We start from the raw sequence: 20,255 nt of genomic DNA on the forward strand, positions 1-20,255 counted from the left end.
GAAAAAGAAAGGAGTAATTCGCGTTTTTGCATTGTTGAGAAACAGAATTCAAAAGAAAGTATTATTGGAAGAATGTTTAAAAAAAGTTAAATGTTTTAGATAAGACAGTGGAATTGGAAAGGCCACCTATGATTTATAGATATCATAGGTGGCTCTTATTTGTTGTTGCAACGTATATGGACTTATGATCTAAGATAATTACTTGAATTACTTTATCAGCAACCAACGTTGAGAACCAAGTAAATTATATTTCCATGTTTCTATGTTCTGACCGTTCTTTGGGACACCGCTGTAGAGATCTAAACAGCTTGTGGAAGAACAGTTGGGAACAATATAGTAACTGCCACTGCCATCAGGAAGCACCTGCCATAGAGTTGCAGATGAAGACTGTTCAACATTTGCGCCGGAAGCAGAAGAATGATTAGTTACAGAAAGATATAGGCCGGAACCGATATTTTTGATTTTATAGTAGCCGTTACTCTGGTAAATAAACTGGAACTTTCGGTGAGGAATACTTGCACGCTGCCATAGGAGTATGTTAGTACCAGAAGTATTACGATTGTGATCGACTGATAGTGAATAATTCTGATTATTTACCGAAGCAATCATATAAATACCGTCTGTAATGGTGCGCCCTGTGCTCATAACCATGAAAATATGGTTGGCAAGCGTGTAATTACCAGAGACAGTAGAGACGGTTATTTTGTATCGGTAACCTCCTGGGGACAAGGCGCTAAATTTTATGCTGGTATCGATGCTCTTGAGATTGTAGGAAACAGCATTTGGAGAAACTGTTTTACCAATCTTCATGTTACCGTTGGTATCATAAACTCCAACGGTAACAGCGGTTAATTTTTCATTGGAGGAAATAATTCCTCGAATGTCAAATGATGATCCCTGACGGATGTTGCCCGGAATTGTTTGACCCGAAAGAGTAGGTTTAGACGAGGAATTGGAACTGGATCCAGTCAAATACCAACGCTGTGAGCCAAGAAGATTATATTTCCAAGTTTCGATGTTTTTACCGTTAGCTGGTATTCCGCTATATAAATCAAGGCAGCTGGTTGCTGAACAATTTGGAACAATGTAGTAGCCGCCTTTGTTGTCAGGAAGCACTTGCCATAAAGTTGCTGTTGAAGATTGTTCGACATTTGCACCAGAAGCTGAGGATTGACCGGTGACAGAAAGATATAAACCAGAACCAACATTTTTAATTGTGTAATAGCCGTTACTTTGGTAGATAAACTGGAATCGACGATGTGGAATATCGCCTCGCTGCCAAAGAAGAATGTTGGTGCCGGAAATATTTCGGTTATGGTCAACCGAAAGAGAATATCCCTGATTTTGTGCAGAATTAATTAAATAGGATCCGTCAGCTATTGTTCTTCCTGTACTGAGAACCATGAAAATCTGATTAACAAACGTGCGATTGCCAGAAGCAGTAGAAGCCGTAACTTTGTAACGATAGCCTCCCACTGGTAAACTACTGAACTTAATGCTGGTATCAACATCTTTCAAATTATAGGAAGACGTATTTGGAGAAACTGTTTTACCAACCATTAGTTTACCACTGGTGTCATAAACACCGACTGTCACTGAAGTCAATTTTTCACCAGCAGAGATGGTTCCTCGAATGTCAAAGGACGAACCCTGAGTCATATTTTGAGGAATTGTCTGTCCGGTAATAGAAGGGGCAGAAGGCGGTGATACTAAATTCCAACGTTGTGATGCGGAAGAATTATATGTTTCAATATCAATATTCTTACCATTGCCTACAGTATTGGAATAAAGATTTAAACAGCAATTGTTTGCATTCTTTGGAATCAGATAATAGGAACCTGCGCCATCAGTCAGAACTTGCCATAAGGAAGCAGATGCAGATTGTTCAACATTGGCACCAGAGACACTTGATTGATTAGTAATCGACAAATAGAGACCAGAACCAATATTCTGAATCGTGTAATAACCATTATTTTGGTATGTAAATTTGAATCTACGGTGAGGAATATTAGCTTTTTCCCATAAAAGGACGTTTGTACCAGAGGTATTACGGTTATGATCTATAGATAACGTATATTCAGTGTTCTGGTTAGCAGTAATTTGGTAAATGCCGTCTGCTATCGTGCGATTTGTACTAAGCACAATAAACGGATTATTAATTAAAGTAACTTGATTTCCATTGGTAACAGCAACTACACGATAGTTATATCCTCCTGCTGACAGTGCGCTGAACTTAATGCTTGTGTTGTCATTTCTTAAATCATATGAAGTAGTGTTAGGTGTTACTGTTTTTCCAATTTTTAATGTGCCATTTATATCATATACACCTATAGTAATAGAAGTAATGATGCTTTTTGAAGAAACAATACCGGCAATATTGAAAGGGCTGCCTTGTGTCATTGGGTTTGGCACAGTTGCATTGGCGATTGTAATAGGCTCCTTATCAGTTTGTGAGGAGGAATATTTTGGCCAGTAAGAATTACGGGCAAGATTACCACGGGAGATAGCCATATTTTTGGTATTAGCAGGTCTTTCAAAATCATAGCACCAGTCATAAGCTGCTTGATAGGCACCATCGGCATTATTGTCTGCACTCTTTAACTTTTTAAGTAAAGATGGATAGTCTGTCTTTAATTCATAGTGGAGGTAATCTAATTGACCTTCTAATGTATCCCAGTCAGCAGAATAGTTTTTTAAGGCTGTAAAGCGTTTTACATCACTGCCATCGCGCCATTGACAGATACCATAACTTGAACCGCTGTCTCCGTAAAGGTTTGGATTAAAGCCAGATTCTGCCTGAATATTGGCAAGGACACCACAAGCGCCAGATATAGATAATCCCATTTCATTAATAAGGTAATTATAAATAATGGATTCATTGGAGGAGCTTTGGTTATTAGCAGCAAGGTTAACAGCTTCGGACGTGGCAAGTTGGACGCCTATATAAGGTGTTTCGACATTATCCGTAAGCGTATAGACGTCAGTATCCCATACGGGGTCAAATTCATAGTAACAGAAAGATGTAGAATCAAAATCACCTACACTTTCCCAGGTTACAGGAAGTTCTTGTGGATCGGAAGAACTATCAAGGTATACAGTTAAAGACGTTGGTAGTTCAGCAATAAGCTCTGCCTCAGATGGCTTATCATAATAAGAAAGATAAAATTCTTTGTATTCATCTGGGAGAGGTGCAAAACTTGTAATTGTGTGGTAAGCAGAAACCGCTTTGATTTCACTTTCTGTTTCGGACGACGCAGTAGAGTTATCAGTCTCAGCAGTGGATTCTGTAGAAGTTGTTGTTTCAGTTTCATCTATTACCGTTTCTGTACCGGATGAGGCGGATACGGAAGTATCATTAGCCATGGCCGGAAAAGAAATAGTTGTCAAGAGTAAAGAACCGCTTAATAAAGCAGCTGTTATGCGAAACAACCATTTACTTTGTTTCATTTTTGTTAACCCCTTTCTTAAAATATTACTAATATCATATCATAAATGCAATGGATTCGTAAAGGTTTTGATAGTTTTGTAAAAAAATTAATCTGTTTAATTTTTAGAAGAAAACATCAAATTGACTATAGGATAAAGCAATTGTATAATGGAATTAGTTAAACAGAAAGGAGAAGTATGATAATGAAAAAGGGAAGATTTACGGCAACGGTTATTGCAATGTTAATGTTGGCACAGCCAGTGTATGCACAAGATGTAACATCAACGATGATATCGACAGAGATGCAGGAATCATCAGAGAGTGTGGAAGAAACACAGGAAGAACAAGTTGAAAATGGAACAGTAATTGAGTCAGAAGATGAATCGGAGTTTATCGCATCCGGCGGAATTATTCAGTATGATGTGAGTCAGACATCAGAAAAGGATAGCCAGCCAGCAGTCTTGACCAAGACACCGAAACAGGATAATAATGAAACAACAATTGTACTAGCTCCAAACAATCAAGAAAAGGCAGGATGGCAGTCAGAGGATGGAAAGAGTTATTATTATGATGCAAATGGGGATAAATGTGTAGGGGAACAAAATATTGGTGGAAAGTGGTATTATTTTGACAAAAATGGGGTTATGCAGACTGGCATGCAAAGTATTCCTATTAAAACAGGCGGTATGAAAACTGTTTATTATGGGCAAGATGGAGCGATGCTTTATGGTAAACAAAAAATTGGAGAAAAATATTATTATTTTCATTTAAGAACTGGTGCGATGCAGCATGGCGAGCAGCGTATTGATGGTAAATGGTGTTATTGCGATGAGAAAACAGGTGAGTTATGGATTGGACTTCAGACAATTACCATGCGTAATGGACAGAAAAAAACAGTCTATTATGATACAGAGGGCAATATGCATTATGGAGAACAGCATGTAGATGGAAAGTGGTATTTGTTTGATGGAAGAACGGGAGCAATGCAGACTGGTTTTCAAAAATTACCAAATAAAATTGTATATTATGGACAGGATGGAGCAATGTGCTATGGCGAACAAAATATTGGCGGAAAGTGGTATTACTTTCATACGATAACGGGAGCAATGCAGACTGGATTAAAAACAATTCCAGTAAAAACAGGCGGTACAAAGGTTGTTTATTATGATAGCAATGGTACGATGCGCTACGGTGAACAGAATATTAATGGAAAGTGGTATTATTTTCATACGATAACGGGAGCAATGCAAACTGGATTTAAAAATATAGCAGTAAAAGGCGGCGGTACAAAGACTGTTTATTATGGAACAGATGGAACGATGCGCTATGGTGAACAGAATATTAATGGAAAGTGGTATTATTTTCATACGATAACGGGAGCAATGCAGACTGGATTTAAAAATATAGCAGTAAAAGGCGGCGGTACAAAGACTGTTTATTATGGAACAGATGGAGCAATGCGTTATGGTGAACAGAATATTAATGGAAAAGGGTATTATTTCCATACGATAACGGGAGCAATGCAGACTGGTTTGATTGAGATTAAAGATAGCGTATGGGGCTTTTATGGTGCCGATGGTAAGCAGATACCAATGATAGATGCTAAGACAGCTATAGACGCAGCACATGAATTCCTTAAAGAGACGATCAGTGATGAGGATTTAGAAATCATTAAGGGTCACTATGTGCAATATCTGTCAGCTGAGCCAGAGATGGTAGATGGACATTCGAATCCGCAATACTATATTTACGCCATAGTTACAGAGGATGATGCTGATTTTGATGAGAATACAGATGAAGATGATGTTATTTATGGTGATGTTATCCGAGTGGACGCTGTAACAAAAGAATGTGTTTATGACACAGATGTGTCTGGTATTGATTAAGTGAGTAGGACAGCGCATTCCAATATTCCAATAAGCATTGACTTTGATAGAGAACGACAGAAAGCGAGCGACAGAGATGAGTGATACATACTATAAACCACTGAAAATTGCAGAGAATATTTACCATATCTATGAACCGGGCAATGTTTATACAACATTGATTATAGGCGAGGAGAAGGCATTGCTGATCGATACGGGTTATGGATTTGGTGATCTGGCAGCATTTGTGAGAACGCTGACAGACAAACCTCTGGAAGTGGTACTGACACATGGACATACAGATCATTGCGGCGGCAATTATGAATTTCCGACGGTTTATATGAATCTGATGGATGTACCAACTTATCTCTGGTATGAAGCAACGCAGAAGACATTGATTGTTGAAAAGTTTAAGAGGGATCGGTCTGCGGCAGGTCTCCCTCCTGTGTGGCCGGATGATTTTGATGAGAAAGCCTGGGGGCAGCAGCATACAAGACATTTTGAACCGTTGAAGAATGGACAGATCTTTGATCTGGGCGGACGAGAAGAAGAAATTATTTTTATGCCGGGACATACAAAGGGCTCTATTGTTGTATTTGACCATGAAACGGGACTTTTGTTTTCAGGGGACAATATCAGCGAAAGTTTGTGGATACTGTTTGATACAAGTGCACCGTTGGCGGAATATGTAGGGCATCTGATGGATATCAAATTACTTCCGTTGACGGGAATTGTGGCCTCTCACAGAGATATTATTTTCCCGGTAACTATCATCAATGATCTGTTGAGGACCATCAGCTGCATTAATCCGCAGACGGATCGTGGCTTTGTTCATCCGAGAACAGGACAGAAGGCATTGAAGCATCGTGAGCCATGTGAAGCCATTGAAAATATTCAATATATCTATGTCGTTTATGATGAGAATAAGCTTCAATAAAATGCCGGTTTACGCTTGACTAACTGTGTACCCGCGTACTATAGTATAGATAATCTCTTTGCACTGCATATATACAGTACAAACTGATCAGGCGGGGCGCACTTTTTATAAGCGATCGCAGCCGGGCCCTTTCGGGCAGCAGATGAATGAAATGGTGAAGCATCTGCGGGACAGTTGGTGTTCCGCAGGTGCTTTTTATGTTTATAAGCATCTGCCGCAGAATATGGAGAGAGCGAGTATTAGAATCGTTTCATTTCAGAACGGAGGGTGTTATTGATGAAGAATGTAAAAGCAAAGACAAATGAACAAATTGCGATGCAGGTATCAGCGAATAGTATTGCTGTGAACCTGATGTTATCTATTTTTAAACTGATTGCCGGCTTGATGGCATCATCAGGAGCGATGATCTCAGATGCCATTCACTCAGCATCTGACGTGTTCAGCACAATTATTGTTATTATCGGAGTTAAGATTTCTGGTAAGGCATCGGATGAAGATCATCCATATGGGCATGACAGATTTGAATGTGTTGCTTCTATTATATTGGCTATTCTTTTAGGTGTGACCGGTGTCGGCATCGGTTTAACCGGTGTTCAGAAACTGACGGCTGGTCATTACGACACACTGGCAGTACCTGGAATGCTGGCACTGGCGGCAGCCGTTATTTCTATCGTTGTCAAGGAAATCATGTATTGGTATACAAGAAATGCAGCCAAGAAGATTAACTCAGGGGCATTAATGGCAGATGCATGGCATCATCGCTCCGATGCATTATCATCAGTCGGAAGTTTCGTAGGTATCTTTGGAGCCAGAATGGGATTCCCGATGCTGGATCCTCTGGCCAGTGTTGTCATCTGTCTGTTTGTTGTCAAGGCAGCTGTCGACATTTTCAGAGATGCCATCAGCAAGATGACGGATAAATCATGCGATCAGGAAACCGTGAATGAAATGCATGACTGCATTATGAATATTCAGGGTGTAGAAGGCATTGACCTTCTGAAGACAAGAAGTTTCGGGTCAAAGTATTATGTAGATATTGAGATCAAAGCGGATGGTGATAAAAAATTGTGGGAGGCACATGCCATTGCTGAGAATGTCCATCATGCCATAGAGCAGCAGTTCCCATTGGTCAAACATTGCATGGTTCACGTCAACCCGGCATAAAATAATAAATGCAGAATGCTGTGTTGTTTAAAAGCGCAAGAAATGATAAAAAATTACTTAGACAGAGGTTTAGGTGAAACAGTATTGAAAATTTAATAGCGTGCGGTAAAAAGCTTTAGAATAGGCTTCAAAAAGGCCATTCAGACACAGGGGTTTCAACGGCGGCTGGTACTTAGGCAGTGTATTGTACTGCCTTATGTACCATTGTCAGACGTTGGCAGCGGAAGCAATCCTGTGACTGAATGGCCTTTTTGAAGCCTTTTTATGTCTGGGGCCGCACGCCCTGAATTTTCGTATTTTTTTCATGAATTTTACATAACCCTGGTTTTAGATTTTACATGGAAGTTTTATCTTTAATAGCGACACGAGAAGTCAAAGAGTTAAAAAGGAAAATCTCAAAGAAGGAGAAATGAGAAATGAAAAAATTTATTTGTACAGTATTAACACTTGCAATGGTTGTAGGAAGCCTTGCAGGATGCGGAAGTTCATCATCTAAAGAAACAACAGCAGCAAGCGGTGCCGCTACGGAAGTTGCCACAGAAGCAGCACAGACAGAAGCTGCTGCAGCAACAGGCGATTTTGATACAAGCAAAGAAATCAGTGTTAACTCACGTGAAGATGGTTCAGGTACAAGAGGTGCTTTCATAGAATTGTTTGGTGTAGAAGAGAAAGCCGCTGATGGTACAAAGGTTGATAATACAACAGTGGAAGCAAATATTACAAACAGCACATCTGTTATGATGACAAGCGTAGCTGGTGATCCATATGCAATCGGTTATATTTCACTTGGTTCGTTAAACGATACAGTAAAGGCTGTTAAGATTGACGGCGCCGAGGCAACAACAGATAATGTTGCAAATGGCACATATAAAGTAGCAAGACCGTTTAATATTGTAACAAAAGACGGACTCAGTGATGTGGCAAAGGATTTTGTAGATTATATTATGAGTGCTGAAGGTCAGGATATCATTGAACAGAACGGTTACATCAAGATCGATCAGAATGCAGCAGCTTATGCAGGCAGTAAGCCTGAAGGTAAAATCGTTGTCGCAGGTTCCTCAAGTGTATCTCCGGTTATGGAAAAATTAAAAGAAGCTTATCTTGCAGTGAACACAAATGCAGATATTGAAATTCAGACATCCGATTCCACAACAGGTGTTACATCTACACAGGAAGGTATCTGTGATATCGGTATGGCTTCCAGAGATCTGAAAGATACAGAAACAGGTGTAACAGCAACAACAATTGCACAGGATGGTATCGCAGTTATTGTCAACAATGAAAACCCTGTAGAGAACCTGACAAGTGACCAGGTAAAATCTATCTTCACAGGTGAAACAACAGTCTGGGCAGATGTTCAGTAAGCAGTATTCGAGTCAATGAATTGGGGGCTGTCTCCGGACAGTCCCCATGTTTTAGGATGCAGGAGTATTTATGAAAGTTAAAGAAAAAGTAATGGAAATCGTTTTTCTGGTGGCGGCCTGTGTTTCTATTCTGGCAGTTTTACTGATCTGTGTTTTCCTCTTCTCAAGTGGTATTCCGGCCATTGGCAAGATTGGACCGCTGAATTTCCTTGGAGGAACTGTCTGGAAACCAAGCAATAACTTATTTGGTATTTTACCGATGATTCTCGGCAGTATTTATGTTACAGCAGGGGCCATCATCATTGGTGTTCCAATTGGTATATTTATGGCTGTTTTCATGGCAAGGTTTTGCCCAGGCAGCCTGTATAAAATTTTGAAGCCGGCAGTAGAACTTCTGGCGGGTATCCCATCGATTGTTTATGGTTTCTTTGGTATGGAAGTTTTGGTGCCACTGCTCCGAAATACATTTGCGGCATTTAACTGCAAAGGTAATTCTATGCTGGCAGCATCCATTCTGTTAGGCATTATGATACTTCCCACCATTATCGGTGTTTCTGAATCCGCGATTCGTGCAGTGCCGAACAGTTATTATGAAGGATCTCTGGCATTGGGAGCAGATCATGAAAGAAGTGTATTCTTTGCGGTGCTTCCGGCTGCTAAATCCGGCATTCTGGCCGGCGTTGTCCTTGGTATTGGACGTGCGATCGGTGAAACAATGGCGGTTATCATGGTAGCAGGTAATCAGCCGGCGATGGCGCACAGTATATTTAAGGGTGTACGAACCATGACAGCCAATGTTGTCATTGAAATGGGGTATGCAACAGGTATTCACAGAGAAGCATTGATTGCGACAGGTGTTGTATTATTTGTATTTATTCTTCTGATCAATCTGTTGTTTTCAGTTATTAAAAGGAGGGAGAAATAATGAGTGAAGTAGACGGCGTTAAAGCAATTAATAAAGTCACTTTTGGACAGCGCCTGAAAGCTTATAAAAGAAGCAAATTATCTTTCCTTCTGGCAGTACTTGTTTTACTTTCAGCGATTATTACGATTGGCGTGCTGGGTTACCTGATATTTTATATTTTGATTAAGGGCGTCCCAAATCTCAGTCCAGACCTGTTCTCATTGACTTACACATCAGAAAATGTGTCCATGATTCCGGCGATCATTAATACGCTGATTATGACGATTCTGGCTCTTCTGATCGCAGTACCGCTTGGTATTTTCTCAGCTATTTATATGGTTGAATATGCTAAAAAAGGAAATAAACTGGTAGGTGTTGTCAGTGTGACAACGGAAACACTGGCAGGTATTCCATCTATTGTCTATGGCCTTTTCGGTATGCTGTTTTTCGTTACCTATTGCCATTGGAAATATTCTATACTGGCCGGTGCATTTACTCTCTCCATTATGATTCTGCCTTCTATTATGCGTACGACGCAGGAAGCCCTTTTGTCAGTGCCGGATTCATTCCGTGAAGGCAGTTATGGACTGGGAGCCGGTAAATTGAGAACCGTTTTTAGAATTGTTCTGCCGTCAGCAATTCCGGGTATACTGGCAGGTATTATTCTGGCTATTGGTCGTATTGTAGGTGAGACAGCAGCTTTAATCTTTACAGCCGGAACTGTACCGGATATTGCAAAAAACCTGATGTCATCAGGACGAACACTGGCGGTTCATATGTATGTGTTATCCGGTGAAGGACTGCATACGGATCAGGCTTATGCAACGGCGGTTGTGCTACTGGTTGTTGTTATCATTATCAATGGATTATCCACACTGATCGCCAAGAAATTTACGAAGGCCTAGAAGAAAGAGAAAGGAATAGATATGGATAAATTTAATGTAGAACATCTTGATTTATATTATGGTGATTTCAAGGCGCTCAAGGATATCAACCTAAAGCTTCCGGCCAACGAGATCACCGCATTTATCGGACCGTCCGGCTGCGGTAAATCAACATTTTTAAAATCACTGAATCGTATGAATGATCTGGTGGAGGGATGCAAGATTACCGGTAAAGTGACGTTGGACGGTGAGGACATTTACGGATCGAATATGGACGTCAATGTGCTGAGAAAAAAAGTAGGTATGGTTTTTCAGAAACCGAATCCTTTTCCGATGAGTGTTTATGACAATATTACATATGGACCGAGAACCCATGGTATCCACAAAAAATCCCAACTGGACGAAATTGTGGAACGCTCACTGAGAGGAGCCGCAATCTGGGATGAATTAAAGGACAGATTAAATAAGAGTGCCCTTGGACTTTCTGGTGGTCAGCAGCAGAGACTTTGTATTGCAAGAGCACTGGCTGTGCAGCCGGATGTCATCCTGATGGATGAACCAACGTCTGCTTTGGACCCAATCTCAACTTCCAAGATTGAAGATCTGGTTTTGGAATTGAAAAAAGATTATACCATCATCATGGTCACTCATAATATGCAGCAGGCGACCCGTGTTTCAGACAGAACCGTCTTTTTCCTGTTGGGTGAAGTGATTGAAGACGGCAAAACAGAAGAACTCTTCTCTATGCCGAGAGATAAGAGAACAGAAGATTATATCACAGGGAGGTTTGGCTAATGCGCAATCGTTTCGATTTACAGTTAAAGCAGCTTAATGACGACATTATTGAGATGGGCAATATGATTGAGAGAGCCATCGAAATGGGTGTTTATGCCCTGATTGGTCACGATACGGATAAAGCAAAGCAGACCATTGATTATGATATGGATATTGATCACATGGAACGCGATATTGAAGCACTGTGTATGAAACTTCTGCTTCAGCAGCAGCCGGTGGCAAGAGATCTGAGACAGATTTCCTCAGCATTGAAGATGATCACAGATATGGAGCGAATCGGGGATCAGGCCTCGGATATTGCGGAGTTATCGCTGCAGCTGGGAGATGTATCTGATATTGATGAAATATCACTGATTCAGAAAATGGCCAATGAAACAATGATGATGGTTGTCCGTGGTACAGAGGCATATGTAACAAAAGACCTGGATGTAGCCCACAATGTTATTGATAATGATGATGTGGTAGATGATCTCTTTGATCAGATTAAAATGGCATTGGTTAAGCGTATCCAGGATAATCATGTGAAGAGTTTTGAGGCGGCGGATCTGTTGATGGTGGCTAAATACTTTGAACGTATCGGTGATCATGCCACCAATATTGCTGAATGGGTGATTTATTCTATTACAGGCAAGCATGTAGATGAGGCAGATAATTAAGCTGTGCAATGAGATTGCAGGAGAGATAAAAGAAAGGCGGGAGAGAATGATGATGAAGCGTATGTGGTATGAACTGAATATTCTGGCACTGAGAAAACATGTGCGTCCTGTCAGCTTGTTCCTGCTGGTGCATACACTGCTCTGGTGTGATCTGACATGGCTGATTTGTCAGATTGGATGCGATATCCTGGAGATACCAAAGGCATTATATCAGATGAATATCCTTCTGATCACAGCTTATGCAGGTGTCTTTGGCGGACTGATCGGCGGAATGATCTATCTGATGCATGAAAATCTGACCTGAATACAGGAAGGATGTCTGTAAGCAGAAACGAATTCCGTATTAGGATATGCGAGCGAGTCTTGAAATAAAAGTGACCCGTATGCTGTGGAAATCACGGTATACGGGTCATTTTCAGATTGTTTGTAAAACACGGAAATCTGCGGAGCCTGCCATAAACCGGCCTATGATCATTCATTATATCCGTCCGGCAGAATGTACAGAGAATCAATGGAATGTTGTATGTAAGTGGTAGGAATAAAAGCATTCCTGGTTCCCGTGATATTCTGCACACAGCCGACAGCATCTGCCGTATCGCAGACAGGTACCGTAGATTTAAGCGTTAGTATGATTATAACATTTTGCATAGTAAATAGCAACGATTAAAATCATGAAGAATTATGAAAAATAGCCATATATCTGTGAAAATAGGTTGCATTTAGATGGAGCAACTGGTAAGCTAGAATAGGAAATGATAATGACAGATATAGAGACAACAAAGGAGTAGAGGAAAATGAAAAAGTTTATATCTGCAATATGTGTCATAGCGTTGATGATGCCGTCGACATTATCAGCTTTTGCAGATGCGGGAACAGCGGACAATCTGAGCGGACAGCAGGCTGTTGTGGTAGATGTCGCTGACAGTACGGAGGATGCCGCAGAAACGGAGACAGAAACAGTTGTTGAGACAGAAAGTGCTTCTGTTGTATCAACAGAGAAGGCTTCCGATACAAAAGCGACGTCAGATACATCAAAGGCATCTGAGACAGAGACTATGGATGAGACGGAGGATGAACCGGAAGTAGACCCGCAGTACGCAGATGATCCACAGTACTGGAAGGAAATGAAGAAACAGTACAGTACGGCAATAATGAGTGCGGTACCAGATGAGTATATACATAATTCACGTTTTAATAATGGATATACCATTCATTATGGCGTGGATGTATCCAGTTGGCAGGAAGATATTGACTGGGCAAAGGCAAAAGCCGATGGTGTTGAATTTGCTATTATCCGTGCCGGATACAGAGGATGGGGAAGTGCCGGCAATCCGGGCAAGGATCCGTACTTGATTAAGAATATTGAGGGAGCACAGGCCCAGGGCATCAGAGTTGGTGTATATATTTATTCTCAGGCCATTACACCGGATGAGGCAAGACAGGAAGTTGACTGGGTGATCGGATGGCTGCAGGGGCATCAGATTGATTTGCCAATGGTTTTGGATTATGAATATGCTGAGAGTTATGGGGCGTTAACGGGGCGACTTTACAATGCGAATTTATCCCGTCAGGCTGCTACAGATGTGTGTCTTGCTTTCTGTGAGTATGCAAGCCAAAAAGGCTATACACCGATGGTTTATGCGAATAAGGGAATGCTTGAGAACAATTTGGACGCAGATGCTATCAGCAGTAAATATAGTATCTGGTTAGCACATTATACACAGCAGACAGGATATGCAGGCGATTATGATTACTGGCAATATGCTTCTACAATTTTGGTTGATGGTATCCCAGGTGTTGTAGACGGAAATTTCTGGTATGAGCCGATTTCCGACGGAAATTCCGAAAAGGCGTCTTTATCAGGGTATTCAGAGCCCCAGAGCATAAATGCAGGAGAGTCTTTTGCAGTGAGAGGTACAGTTACTTCTGGATTGCCATTGAAGTCAGTAACAGTTGGTGTATATGATAGAAATAATAACCAGATTACAGGAGGTGTGGCTTATCCAGGTACGAAAAGTTATGATCTCTCTGCATTGGATGCATCAGTGAAGATTAGCGGGCTTACAGGTGGTATATATCATTATAAGGTAATGGCGAAAACTGCTAAAGCAGAATCAGTTTTACTGGATAAAATTTTCTCCGTAAAAAGTAATTCAGCAACAATTAGAGATGGTATTTATTTGATTACATCTGCTCAGAATCAGAATAAGGGACTTTCAGTTGATAATAACAGAAATACACCTGGAACGAATATACTTCTGTGGGATCGTGCAAATATCCCGCATCGACAGTTTCAGTTCAGCTATCAGGGAAATGGTTATTATACCATTAGAAATGTAGGGTCGGGCTTATACCTTTCTGTAACCGGTCAGTCGGCAGAATCAGGAGCGAATGTAGAACAGTCTTCATCAGCTACGTTATGGCAGGTACTCTCAGACGGTACAGGCGGTTATTATATTCTTCCGAATTGTTCTTCGACTAGCTGTCTGGATTTGTATACCGGGAAACCTGAAAATGGCAAGAATATAGAGATATGGAAGTATAATATGCTGGGGTCACAGCGTTGGTATTTAGCTGGTACGGCAGCAAAGCCTTTCATTTCTGGACAGAGTATACCTGAAAATATGAAACAGGGATCATCATTTGATATTCGTGGCATAATTTCTTCGGGTGAAAATATCACATCCGTTACGGTAGGGGTTTATGATACTAGTGGCAAGCAGATGATAGGTCAAACGGTTGCACCGAACAGTACATCATATAATCTTCAGAATATTGATACAAGTATTAAATTTAGTGCTTTAACACCGGGAGCTTATCGGTATAAAGTTGTTGCTGTATCAGCATCAGGAACATCTACTTTGATAAATCAGATTTTTATGGTGACAAGCAGCAATCGTACAATTTCAGATGGTATATATCTTATTGCATCAGGACAAAATCAGGGATATACACTTTCGGTTGATCATAATCGAAATACTTCTGGAACAAATATATTGCTGTGGGCGAAAGCTAATATACCACACCGTCAATTTCAGTTTATTTATCAGGGGGATGGATATTATACGATAAAAAATATAGGATCAGGTCAATATCTTTCTGTAACGGGGCAATCAGCAAAATCGGGAGCGAATGTAGAACAGGCATCATCAGCAGCCTTATGGCAAGTATTGCCGGATGGAACAGGTGGTTACTATATTGTACCAAAGTGTTCAACTACCAGCTGCCTGGATTTATATAGCGGTATTGCTCAAAATGGTAAAAATATCGAGATATGGAAGTATAATCTGTTGGGATCACAGAGATGGTACTTGATTGGCCAAAATTCACAGCCAAATCAGACAGCTAGAGCGTCCATCAGCGGTCAGACTATACCGGGCAATATGCAGCAGGGATCGTCATTCAGCATTCGGGGCACAGTTTCATCAAGCGAGAAGATCACATCTGTGACAGTTGGTGCTTATGATACGAATGGCAGAATGAAGATTGGAAAGACAGCGCAGACAAATGCAAATGCCTATAATCTGAAGAATCTTGATACAAGCATTAAATTTGGTTCATTGCCGGCAGGTGCCTATCGTTATAAGGTAACTGTAACGACAGCATCCGGTACCTATACGCTGCTTAACCGGATTTTTATGGTAATGAGCAATGGCAGAACTGTTTCTAATGGCACCTATCGACTGGTTCTGGCTCAGAATAAGAATTATGCCATTTCTGTTGATCATAACAGGAAGACACCAGGTACGAATCTTCTTTTATGGTCAAACAGCAATATTGCTTTCAGAAGATTCCAGTTCACTTATCAGAACAATGGTTACTACATAATTAAGAACGAAGGTTCCGGTCTGTATCTTTCTGTAAAAGGACAGGGTTCGGCATCCGGTTCTAATGTAGAATTGTCTTCATCAGCAACGCAGTGGCAGGTACTTTCGGATGGCACAGGAAGCTATTATCTGGTTCCGAAATGCTCATCAACAAGCTGCCTGGATTTATACAGCGGTGTTCCGGCGAATGGCAAGAATATCGAAATTTGGAATTATAATATGGGTAAAGCTCAGCGTTGGAGCCTTGTTAAATAACTGTTCAAAACTCACTTCCGAAATGCTATATATTTTGGAAGTGAGATATTTTGTCAGAGAATCAAAAGGATGGTGGGCAGATGATTACATCTGATGATATTCTATCCCTGAATTTTTATAACTACGGCAACCCTTTTACGGGAAGTTATCAGGGAATGCGATACCGTATCATTAAACAAAAAGAAGCAAAAGACGAAGAGGGCAATATCCTGAAGGAGGAAGGGCTTTTGGCAGTAATCTGGCCAGAGCCTTTTGCTTATGAAAAGACACAGGATGCCCTTAAGACAACACAGCTTTTTCCTTTTAGTGAAGAGGGAAAAGCGCAGGTAATTGAATGGTTGAATGCGTCATGGGAAGAGGGGATTTATAAGAATGAAACAATATGATGTGATTATTATCGGCGCAGGTCCTGGCGGTATTTATTCAGCCTGGGAAATGGCCATGAAGAAACCGGAATTGAAGATTGCCGTTTTTGAGAAGGGCAGAGAACTTGAGAAGAGAAAATGTCCGATTAATGGGGATACTGTCAAGAACTGTGTAGGATGTCCTTCCTGTGCCATTATGAGCGGTTTTGGCGGGGCCGGTGCATTTTCCGATGGTAAATACAACATTACCAATGAATTCGGCGGAACACTGCATGAATACATTGGCAAGAAGAAAGCCATGGAACTGATGAGGTATGTAGATGATATCAATATGAGCCATGGCGGCGAAGGCACCCGGATGTACTCAACCGGCGATACAAAGTTTAAGAAGATTTGCATCCAGAATAACCTGCATCTGCTGGATGCTTCGGTCAGACACCTTGGCACGGATGTGAATTATATTGTGTTGGAGCAGCTTTTTGCGGAGCTGAAAGACAGAGTGGATTTCTTTTTCAACTGTGCTGTGGAGCATGTAACAAAAGAAGGCGAGGACTATGGCGTTCATACTTCGGATGAGAGCTATTTTTGCAAACAGTGCATTATTTCCGTTGGACGAAGCGGCAGTAAGTGGATGGAGACCGTTTGTCAGGAGATGGATATTCCAACAAAATCCAATCGTGTGGATATTGGTGTCCGTGTTGAATTGCCTGCCGTTGTATTTTCGGATTTGACGGATGAACTCTATGAGAGTAAGATTGTATACAGAACAGAGAAATTCGAAGACCTGGTACGTACCTTCTGTATGAATCCGAAGGGCGCAGTTGTAGCGGAAAATACCAACGGTATTGTCACAGTGAATGGTCACAGCTATGAAAATCCGGAACTTCAAACAGAGAATACGAATTTTGCGCTTCTTGTGGCCAAACATTTCTCAGAGCCATTTAAAGACAGCAACGGTTACGGTGAAAGTATTGCCCGCCTCTCCAATATGTTGGGCGGCGGTGTGATTGTACAGCGTTTCGGTGATTTGATTCGGGGAAGAAGAAGTACAGAAAAACGTATCAGAGAGAGTCTTGTGGTACCGACATTGTCGGCTACACCGGGAGATTTGAGCCTTGTCCTTCCGAAGCGAATCCTTGATGGTATCATTGAGATGATCTATGCACTGGACAAGATCGCTCCGGGTACAGCTAATGCAGATACGCTGCTTTATGGCGTGGAAGTTAAGTTCTACAACATGGAAGTTTCTATTGATGAGAATCTTGAGACACGGCATAAAGGGCTGTATATCATTGGCGATGGCAGCGGTGTGACACACTCACTGTCTCATGCATCAGCCAGCGGCGTATTTGTGGCAAGACGCATTATGGAAGGCATAGAATAAAAATCATATACAGAACAGTTCCGGCGGCCACGCTTAACAGCGTAATGCGTTTCCAGAGATGGAGGATGACAATACCTGCAATGGCGATGGCGGCGGCAATGGTTTCGGTGTCGAGGACAGTCAGTGGACCCTTCAGGCAGTAGATAACCAGAACAGCAATAATAGCAGGCGGCAGTTTGTCGGCGATTTCTTTAAGGAAAGCCGGCATCTGCCGCTTTTATCAATACCGGTAAAGTCAAATGGCAGTACCTGACCAAGCAGAGCGCCGATGACAGAACCGATGATCCAGTAGCTTTGGTCAAACAGGTTGATGAGAAACCAGGTTGGTCGGTTCTTTTCCTCCGGATCTTCGTTTTTGCAGCTGCAGAGGACGGAATAGGTTTCATCCGACAGAGAAAAAATCATGTAGAGCTGCGTCTTCATTTTTTTGAAGGATTCAATAAACGACAGACCGTAAAAAATATGGCGGCTGTTGACGAAAAGTGTCTTGACGGCGACGGTCAGGGGCGAAGCGGCTGAAGCCAGCAGCGGCACAAGGACAAACTGCATGGAGCCGGCATAAAGGAAAAGACTGATGCAAAAAGCCCATATAAAATTAAAACCGGCCTGTTGAAGCACAATACCGAAAGCGATACCGAGAAAAATATAGCCGAAGAGGACGGGCGCTGATTGTCAAGGTAGTTGTCAGTAAAAATATATATTTTTTATTCGTGCACGTCATCAGATATTGTTCTGTACCTGATCACCATCATTTTGAATGAATATATTTTTATGAAACAGCCATCTGTCTATCAGCTTTTTCGGATTGTTCGTGTACCTTTTCCGGGTTCAGATATACAGTATCCGGAAGACTCCAGTCACGGGTTGCACGTCCATTCCAGCGTTCTGGATGCTCTGCTTTAGCAGCTTCGTATACTTCTTTACGTTTAGACAGTATCTTGTCAGACGATCCGCTGCGGCGCTGATAAGGAGTAAGAAAGTTTAGACCACTGTGATGATGATCGTGGTTATACCATTTTACAAACAAGCTGACCCATTCCCGAGCCTCTTCCAATGTTTCAAATCCTTTGGGCTGATAGTTAGGACGATATTTCAACGTTTTGAAAAGACTTTCGGCATAGGGGTTATCATTGCTTACACGCGGTCTGCTGTTTGAAGGAGTTATACCAAGCTGATACAGGGTCGCCAACATTGTAGCGCCTTTCATGGGTGAGCCATTATCAGAATGTAAGACTAATGGCTCCGTAGTAAGCCGCCCTTGTTTTAAACAGATCCTTTTAATCAAACTGCTGGCATAGTCGGCACTTTCTTCCTCGTAGACTTCCCAGCCAACGATACTCCTATCGTAAAGATCTGAGAAAAGATACAGATAGTAAAACATACCCTTATGTGGACCATTCAGATATGTGATATCCCACATATACACCTGATTCGGACCTGTTGCGCTGTATGTAGATGGACGGTTGTGTTTTGGTGCTTCGCTGCGTCCACGGTGGTTCAGCATTTTTTCTTCCCTCAACACACGGTAAAAAGTTGATTCAGAAGCGATATAGATACCTTCATCGGCTAATGCCGGAACGATCTCACATGGTGCCAGGCTGGCGTATTCTGGTTTGTTACAGATATTTACGATTTCCCGACGTGTCTCTGCTGGTATCTTATTGGCAGGATCTGAATGATCTGCTGAGGGACGTCCATCCTCATAGGAATCCGTATCTGCCTTTCGCTTCTTCCAACGGTAGAAAGTCCGTTCCGTGATTCCGAGACGCTCACATGCCTTTTTACAGGACGCTCCCGATGTAATGGCTTCATTGATCAGCAATACAGCATTCTTGCGGTCTGAGGCGCTGATCATTCGTCCTCTGGATCCCCCCAGATCGCATTTGCTTTTTTTGACAGTACAAGTAAAGCTGCTGCTTCTGCAAGAGCCTTTTCCTTGCGCTGTAATTCTTTTTCAAGTTTTCTGCGTTCCTTTTCAGAATCCTTGAGTTCACGGTTAAGCCGGGAAGCCTCTTTAGCGATACCGCCATTTGCATTCATGCAGGCATCTTTCCAAGCTTTGATCTGCTCAACATAAAGCCCTTTTTTACGGGCATACTCAGCGAGCTCCGTTTCATTCATGCTTGCTGTTTCAACAACAACTAAAAATTTATCCTGTGTACTCCAGTCATCCGGAACAGCATCCGTACCAGGAGCAGCATAGCCTTCCTTTCTGGCTTTATCCCGCCAGTTGCGAAGTGTCTGTTCAGAGATACCTTCTTCTCTGGATATCTTGGTAATGGATTCATTATTTGGTGGAAGCATTCTCCTGAGGAGTGCATCCTTTAATTCTGGACTATAGTTCATAGTGAAAGCTCCCTTCCTGTGATAGCTATATACTACCACAAAAGTAATTATCTTTCACTGACAATTATCCTAACACACAGGG

Annotated in this window: 15 protein-coding genes, 1 pseudogene and 1 riboswitch; of the genes and pseudogenes, 12 read left to right on the forward strand and 4 right to left on the reverse strand. The window is 41.6% G+C overall.

Features of this window, described 5'->3' with window-relative positions; translation table 11 throughout:
- Positions 1 to 207: 207 nt before the first annotated feature.
- Positions 208 to 3,447 (reverse strand): phage tail tip lysozyme, encoded by a 3,240-nt coding sequence (locus WMO25_RS18790; protein WP_349086777.1) that lies wholly within the window; start codon positions 3,445 to 3,447, stop codon positions 208 to 210.
- Positions 3,448 to 3,630: 183 nt separating this feature from the next.
- On the opposite strand from WMO25_RS18790, the gene WMO25_RS18795 reads away from it, so the two are divergent.
- The 12 genes from WMO25_RS18795 (at position 3,631) to WMO25_RS18850 (ending at position 17,827) form a co-directional block, all read left to right on the forward strand.
- The gene (locus tag WMO25_RS18795) at positions 3,631 to 5,313 is read left to right on the forward strand and encodes an N-acetylmuramoyl-L-alanine amidase family protein (protein ID WP_349086779.1); all 1,683 of its coding nucleotides are present in this window, start codon (positions 3,631 to 3,633) and stop codon (positions 5,311 to 5,313) included.
- A gap of 76 nt (positions 5,314 to 5,389) precedes the next feature.
- Positions 5,390 to 6,229: an MBL fold metallo-hydrolase gene (locus WMO25_RS18800; RefSeq protein ID WP_349086781.1), complete on the forward strand. Its 840-nt coding sequence runs from the start codon at positions 5,390 to 5,392 to the stop codon at positions 6,227 to 6,229.
- 73 nt (positions 6,230 to 6,302) lie between these two features.
- Positions 6,303 to 6,405, forward strand: a riboswitch (NiCo riboswitch).
- Positions 6,406 to 6,505: 100 nt separating this feature from the next.
- Entirely contained in the window at positions 6,506 to 7,393 is an 888-nt protein-coding gene (locus WMO25_RS18805; RefSeq protein WP_349086784.1) for a cation diffusion facilitator family transporter, read from the forward strand.
- 416 nt (positions 7,394 to 7,809) lie between these two features.
- Positions 7,810 to 8,757: a substrate-binding domain-containing protein gene (locus WMO25_RS18810; protein WP_349086786.1), complete on the forward strand. Its 948-nt coding sequence runs from the start codon at positions 7,810 to 7,812 to the stop codon at positions 8,755 to 8,757.
- A gap of 70 nt (positions 8,758 to 8,827) precedes the next feature.
- Positions 8,828 to 9,682, forward strand: a complete 855-nt coding sequence (gene pstC, locus WMO25_RS18815) for a phosphate ABC transporter permease subunit PstC (protein ID WP_178441637.1) — start codon at positions 8,828 to 8,830, stop codon at positions 9,680 to 9,682.
- Positions 9,682 to 10,566 carry a phosphate ABC transporter permease PstA gene (gene pstA / locus WMO25_RS18820; RefSeq protein WP_215631968.1) on the forward strand — a complete coding sequence of 295 codons (885 nt, stop codon included), beginning with the start codon at positions 9,682 to 9,684 and terminating at the stop codon, positions 10,564 to 10,566. The genes pstC and pstA overlap by 1 nt, the downstream gene beginning before the upstream one ends.
- Positions 10,567 to 10,587: 21 nt before the next feature.
- A complete protein-coding gene (pstB, locus tag WMO25_RS18825) occupies positions 10,588 to 11,340 on the forward strand; it encodes a phosphate ABC transporter ATP-binding protein PstB (protein ID WP_015513235.1) in 753 nt (250 codons plus the stop codon).
- Positions 11,340 to 11,996, forward strand: coding sequence for a phosphate signaling complex protein PhoU (gene phoU, locus WMO25_RS18830; protein ID WP_117539237.1), 657 nt, complete (start codon positions 11,340 to 11,342; stop codon positions 11,994 to 11,996). Before pstB ends, phoU begins: the two co-directional genes overlap by 1 nt.
- Complete coding sequence (locus WMO25_RS18835) at positions 11,980 to 12,300, forward strand: hypothetical protein (RefSeq protein WP_117539235.1); 321 nt, start codon at positions 11,980 to 11,982, stop codon at positions 12,298 to 12,300. Before phoU ends, WMO25_RS18835 begins: the two co-directional genes overlap by 17 nt.
- Before the next feature lie 490 nt (positions 12,301 to 12,790).
- Entirely contained in the window at positions 12,791 to 16,078 is a 3,288-nt protein-coding gene (locus tag WMO25_RS18840) for an RICIN domain-containing protein (protein WP_349086789.1), read from the forward strand.
- Positions 16,079 to 16,128: 50 nt separating this feature from the next.
- Complete coding sequence (locus WMO25_RS18845; protein WP_227082267.1) at positions 16,129 to 16,464, forward strand: GNAT family acetyltransferase; 336 nt, start codon at positions 16,129 to 16,131, stop codon at positions 16,462 to 16,464.
- On the forward strand, positions 16,451 to 17,827 hold the full coding sequence (locus WMO25_RS18850; protein WP_349086790.1) for an NAD(P)/FAD-dependent oxidoreductase: 1,377 nt from the start codon (positions 16,451 to 16,453) through the stop codon (positions 17,825 to 17,827). Before WMO25_RS18845 ends, WMO25_RS18850 begins: the two co-directional genes overlap by 14 nt.
- On the opposite strand, the gene WMO25_RS18910 is transcribed toward WMO25_RS18850, so the two are convergent.
- The 3 genes and pseudogenes from WMO25_RS18910 to WMO25_RS18860 form a co-directional block, all read right to left on the reverse strand.
- Positions 17,808 to 18,035, reverse strand: coding sequence for an AzlD domain-containing protein (locus WMO25_RS18910; RefSeq protein ID WP_353963884.1), 228 nt, complete (start codon positions 18,033 to 18,035; stop codon positions 17,808 to 17,810). The two genes, WMO25_RS18850 and WMO25_RS18910, sit on opposite strands and share 20 nt — an antisense overlap.
- Positions 17,960 to 18,478: pseudogene (locus WMO25_RS18855) on the reverse strand (AzlC family ABC transporter permease); the annotation flags it as partial. The gene WMO25_RS18910 and the pseudogene WMO25_RS18855, both read right to left, overlap by 76 nt.
- A 118-nt stretch (positions 18,479 to 18,596) precedes the next feature.
- Positions 18,597 to 20,173 (reverse strand): IS3 family transposase gene (locus tag WMO25_RS18860; RefSeq protein WP_435384330.1). Its coding sequence is split into 2 segments (ribosomal slippage): positions 18,597 to 19,711 and positions 19,711 to 20,173, totalling 1,578 coding nucleotides; the frame shifts between segments, so codons are not numbered across the junction.
- Positions 20,174 to 20,255: the final 82 nt, after the last annotated feature.

The sequence above is a fragment of the Coprococcus intestinihominis genome, from assembly GCF_040096555.1.
GTDB lineage: Bacteria > Bacillota > Clostridia > Lachnospirales > Lachnospiraceae > Coprococcus_A > Coprococcus_A intestinihominis.

What these genes read in the sequence shown, in the direction of transcription:
- WMO25_RS18810 (WP_349086786.1), top strand. Translation starts at nt 7,810, where the DNA reads ATGAAAAAATTTATTTGTACAGTATTAACACTTGCAATGGTTGTAGGA.
- pstB (WP_015513235.1), top strand. Translation starts at nt 10,588, where the DNA reads ATGGATAAATTTAATGTAGAACATCTTGATTTATATTATGGTGATTTC.
- WMO25_RS18910 (WP_353963884.1), bottom strand. Translation starts at nt 18,035, where the DNA reads ATGCCGGCTTTCCTTAAAGAAATCGCCGACAAACTGCCGCCTGCTATT.
- WMO25_RS18795 (WP_349086779.1), top strand. Translation starts at nt 3,631, where the DNA reads ATGAAAAAGGGAAGATTTACGGCAACGGTTATTGCAATGTTAATGTTG.
- WMO25_RS18790 (WP_349086777.1), bottom strand. Translation starts at nt 3,447, where the DNA reads ATGAAACAAAGTAAATGGTTGTTTCGCATAACAGCTGCTTTATTAAGC.
- phoU (WP_117539237.1), top strand. Translation starts at nt 11,340, where the DNA reads ATGCGCAATCGTTTCGATTTACAGTTAAAGCAGCTTAATGACGACATT.
- pstC (WP_178441637.1), top strand. Translation starts at nt 8,828, where the DNA reads ATGAAAGTTAAAGAAAAAGTAATGGAAATCGTTTTTCTGGTGGCGGCC.
- WMO25_RS18850 (WP_349086790.1), top strand. Translation starts at nt 16,451, where the DNA reads ATGAAACAATATGATGTGATTATTATCGGCGCAGGTCCTGGCGGTATT.
- pstA (WP_215631968.1), top strand. Translation starts at nt 9,682, where the DNA reads ATGAGTGAAGTAGACGGCGTTAAAGCAATTAATAAAGTCACTTTTGGA.
- WMO25_RS18800 (WP_349086781.1), top strand. Translation starts at nt 5,390, where the DNA reads ATGAGTGATACATACTATAAACCACTGAAAATTGCAGAGAATATTTAC.
- WMO25_RS18840 (WP_349086789.1), top strand. Translation starts at nt 12,791, where the DNA reads ATGAAAAAGTTTATATCTGCAATATGTGTCATAGCGTTGATGATGCCG.
- WMO25_RS18835 (WP_117539235.1), top strand. Translation starts at nt 11,980, where the DNA reads ATGAGGCAGATAATTAAGCTGTGCAATGAGATTGCAGGAGAGATAAAA.
- WMO25_RS18805 (WP_349086784.1), top strand. Translation starts at nt 6,506, where the DNA reads ATGAAGAATGTAAAAGCAAAGACAAATGAACAAATTGCGATGCAGGTA.